The organism is Bacteroidales bacterium (assembly GCA_018334875.1).
Classification (GTDB): domain Bacteria; phylum Bacteroidota; class Bacteroidia; order Bacteroidales; family UBA12077; genus JAGXLC01.
Genome location: JAGXLC010000495.1, coordinates 1 through 2,817, shown reverse-complemented (window position 1 = coordinate 2,817; position 2,817 = coordinate 1). Strand labels below are relative to the sequence as shown.

General features: G+C 42.1%; 2 protein-coding genes. Both read left to right on the top strand.

Features of this window, described 5'->3' with window-relative positions; translation table 11 throughout:
- Window positions 1-1,214, top strand: a 1,214-nt coding sequence (locus tag KGY70_20355) for a hypothetical protein (protein MBS3777557.1), incomplete at its 5' end; no start/stop codon positions are given.
- A 75-nt stretch (window positions 1,215-1,289) separates the two neighbouring features.
- A partial coding sequence (locus KGY70_20350; protein MBS3777556.1) for a VWA domain-containing protein occupies window positions 1,290-2,817 on the top strand: 1,528 nt, incomplete at its 3' end.

The following is a 2,817-nucleotide window of genomic DNA, read 5'->3' as shown; positions in this document are numbered from 1 at the left end:
AGGAAATGGTCAGGCTTCAGCTAACAGATGCAAAGCTGGTTGAGGAATTAAGAAAGTTAAACAAGCAAATACCTTATACTACTCAAAGGCTGGCCTACCAGTTTTCTTCCCGTTTTCTGGAAAACCTTCTGGAAAACTATGGTAGTTTCTACAAAGTCTATATCGATTCAGGCATTAAACTGTTCCATGACCTGCTCCTCAATGAAGCTGCCGGTTCAGAAACAATATCCGATGACGTTTATACTTCATTTGTAGAAAAAATGATGGTTGTCTTTTTAGAAGAGACTGAATATAATGGCACAAACAGGCAAGACCTGATCCAATCTTTATTGACCCGATGGTATAGGGACTTTCTCATAAGCCAGGACAAAGCAACAAAAGAGACAATCAAAAGAATAATAGAAAAATGGCAGGGTCAATCCTCCCCTAACAAGGATATTTTCACGGGACAACTGATGAATCTTCTGGAAAAGGAATCAGAATGGCCGGATGAAGGAACATCCGAAGACAAAAGAGCGTCTACAGATAAAAGTGACACCATTATCCGTCAGCCAGGGGATAATAAAACAAAAAATTCAGACCCCCATTCCAAATGGCCGGGAGAAAACAATGAATACCAAAGCCAGGCTGATCATGCTGGAAAATCGGATTCGTCATCAATTGAAAATATCAAAAACCTTTTCCATGATGATCAGGAAAAAAGTGAAAAAAAAGAATATCATTACATTGATAATTCAGGACTGGTTCTATTGACCCCGTATCTTCAAATATTGTTCGAAGAATTGGGGTTGGTGCGTGAAAATCAATTTATCAACAGGCAAGCCCAAATCAGGGCGGCATTTCTGCTTCACTACCTGGCAAATAATGACAAATGGCCGGAAGAGCCGGAACTGGTTTTTAACAAAGTGATGCTCGGGCTGCCCATTGAGATGCCTGTGCCAAAAAATGTTGAACTGAAAGATGCCGAGCTCAGGGAATGCGACAAATTGCTTCATGCTGTAATTGAAAACTGGGGTGCTTTGAAAAATACAACTCCACAAGGACTGCGTGAAGGATTTCTTCAGCGGCCGGGAAAGCTGAGCAAAGTGGATAATGGATGGAAGCTGAATGTCGAACAGGATACCATCGACATTTTGCTGGACAATTTGCCCTGGAGCTATCAGATTGTCAGTTTTCCCTGGATGAAACAGGTGATTTTCGTGAAGTGGAATTAGCAAAGGTTAATTAATAAATGTCATACATTAAAATAAAACCAGACAAAAATTATCAAACCCCTAAAATTATGAATTATGAAAAAACAAAAAAAAGTAATTAAACGAAGAACGCCCTATCTAGCGTTGCTTATCTTTTTTTCATTGTTAATTGGTAAATCACTTCCGGCTCATAGTCAACAAATTACTTCGGATGAGGCACCTCAATGTTTTATGACGGGCACCAAAGGACAGCCCCTAACACCAAAATCACTAAATGCTGATGTTGAGGTCAGCGGATGGTATCCAATGCCCGGTGAATCGATTAATATAGATGGCATCAATTTAGATAACCCTACTGGTGAAATCAGTGGTACTCCCACGGAGCTAGGTATTGATTCAACCAGGATAGGGGCCTATGATAATGAAAATAACTTAATTGATGATGCAGTAATTAAAATTGGTGTTTTTGCTGACCGTCCTCCTGCAGATATCATGCTTGTTCTGGATAAATCGGGAAGCATGGCTCAGAGTGTACCCGAAGGCTCATTAACTAAGTATAGTGTTCTGGATAGTAGTGTTCGATTCTTTTTAAAGAAATACCGGAAGTGGGGTGTAATAGACGATCGTATTGGGGTGGTATACTTCGATGATACCAGAAATGACTTTATAAAAGATGGCGGTGCTGGTCTTCATAAGTTTACAGATTGTCCACCACCCATTCCATTGAAAGGTAGTGGATCTATTAAGGAGGATATGGGTGCAAAATCTCCTTCCGGTTTTACTGCTCTGGGTGGGGGAATTTTTGCCGCAGCCAATGAATTCAGCAACGAGGTGGAGGAAAGAAACATCATTGTCTTCAGCGATGGCATTCAAAACCGGGAACCATCCTATGATATGATGGGATCAAAAGTAATTACAGACCATAACGAATATCCCGACGGAACCGGCTGGCCTTCGGGCTCTCTTGATTTAAGCAGCCCACCCCGGCAAATGAAAATCCATACGCTGGCCATTGGAGGTAATGCTCTATCATCACTAATGCAGGATATAGCTACTGTAGGCCCCAATTCCGGTTCTCATCTTCATTTGAACACTACCGCGGATCTGCATTCAGAGCTCGATAACCTGTTTGATCAGGCTTTCGTTTCTGCCCTCTCCGGTTTCAGTCCGGCAATTGTTGATAAAAGAAGAACCACCCTGTCTGATATTATTATTGAAAGGCACTCGGCAGAAACATTCACAGTGAATAATACAGCCGACAAGATACTGATCAAAGCTGTTGGTAATCCACGCGATATGGATGGTCTGAAGATGAATATCCGTAAAGATGGCAAATCATTTAGTGACAAAATAGAATACTCCGGATCTCATATCAGATTTTTCGCCAACGAGATAGAAGTAGAATCAAGAGGCGCGTCCATGGGCGGCGACTGGCAGGTCAGCTTTAGCGGAAGAAGAGGAATAAGCTTCACCACCACCTGCATGGTAAACGATGAGTATGTAGACTACTCAACTTCCGTCGGTGGAAAAACCGCACCAGGAGAGCCCCTTAACCTGAACCTGGAAGTCAACCTGGCCGGAAAACCGGCTTCAAACTTAACCCAAAGCAGGGCTTTTGTTTTGA